Source organism: Aeromonas sp. ZOR0002 (genome assembly GCF_963866995.1).
GTDB lineage: Bacteria > Pseudomonadota > Gammaproteobacteria > Enterobacterales > Aeromonadaceae > Aeromonas > Aeromonas caviae.
On record NZ_CAWMFQ010000172.1, the window covers coordinates 1 to 1244 of the forward strand.

Here is a 1244-nt window from a genome sequence, read left to right on the forward strand (position 1 = left end):
CACAGTAGCCCCGCCTGCTCCTGCTGGACGAGCCCTTCGGCGCCCTGGACGCCTTCACCCGGGAGCAGATACAGACTCTGCTGCTGCGCCTGTGGCACGAGCACAGGCGTCAGGTGCTGCTGATCACCCACGATATCGAGGAGGCCATCTTCATGGCCACCGATCTGGTGCTGCTCTCCCCCTCCCCCGGGCGGGTGACGGAGCGGCTGACCCTGGATTTCGGTCGCCGCTTCGCCGCCGGGGAGCCCTGCCGCAGCATCAAGTCCGATCCGGCCTTCATCGAGCGCCGTGAATACGTGCTGGAACGGGTGTTCGCAGAGCGGGAGGCCTTCGCATGACCCTCGCCCTCGCCCGGCAACGGGATCTCACCCACGCACGGGCAGCGGGCTGGCCCCTGTCCCGCCGTCTGACCCTGAGCCTCGCCACCCTGCTCGTGCTGCTGGCCCTCTGGTGGCTGGTGGCCCACTTCGGCTGGGTCGATCCCCTGTTCCTGCCGCCCCCACAGCGGGTGCTGGCACAGCTCATCACCATCGCAGGCCCTATGGGCTTTATGGATGCCACCCTGTGGCAACACCTGGGGGCCAGCCTGGGGCGCATCCTGGTGGCGCTCGCTGCCGCGGCGTTCTTTGGCATCACGGTGGGCATCGCCATGGGGCTCTCCCCCACGGTGCGCGGCGTGCTGGATCCCCTCATCGAGCTCTACCGCCCGGTGCCGCCGCTCGCCTACCTGCCACTCATGGTGATCTGGTTTGGCATCGGCGAGACCTCCAAGGTGCTGCTCATCTATCTGGCCATCTTCGCGCCCGTGGCCCTGGCGACCCTGGCGGGGGTGCAGAGCGCCAACGCGGTGCGAGTGCGGGCAGCCCAGGCGCTGGGCGCATCCCGGTCCCAGGTGCTCTGGCACGTGATCCTGCCCGGCGCCCTGCCGGACATCCTGACCGGGCTGCGCATCGGGCTCGGGGTGGGCTGGTCCACCCTGGTGGCGGCCGAGCTTATCGCCGCCACCCGGGGGGTGGGCTTCATGGTGCAATCCGCCGGCGAGTTTCTCGCCACCGACGTGGTGCTGGCGGGCATCCTGGTGATCGCCCTGATCGCCTTCGTACTGGAACTGGGCCTGCGCGCCCTGCAGCGCAGGCTCACCCCCTGGCATGGAGAAGGACAATGAGCCACAGGCTGACCGCTTTCCTTCGCCCCCCTTTCCTATGGCTATGTCCCAATTACGTGTTGCATGGGGCGCCCCAGTG

2 protein-coding genes are annotated in these 1244 nt (G+C 68.7%); both read left to right on the plus strand.

What is annotated here, in order from left to right; genetic code table 11:
• The first annotated feature begins 113 nt into the window (after positions 1–113).
• Positions 114–338 (plus strand): hypothetical protein, encoded by a 225-nt coding sequence (locus AACR77_RS09955; protein ID WP_442853376.1) that lies wholly within the window; start codon positions 114–116, stop codon positions 336–338.
• On the plus strand, positions 335–1165 hold the full coding sequence (tauC, locus tag AACR77_RS09960; protein ID WP_042881179.1) for a taurine ABC transporter permease TauC: 831 nt from the start codon (positions 335–337) through the stop codon (positions 1163–1165). The genes AACR77_RS09955 and tauC overlap by 4 nt, the downstream gene beginning before the upstream one ends.
• The last annotated feature ends 79 nt before the right edge of the window (positions 1166–1244 follow it).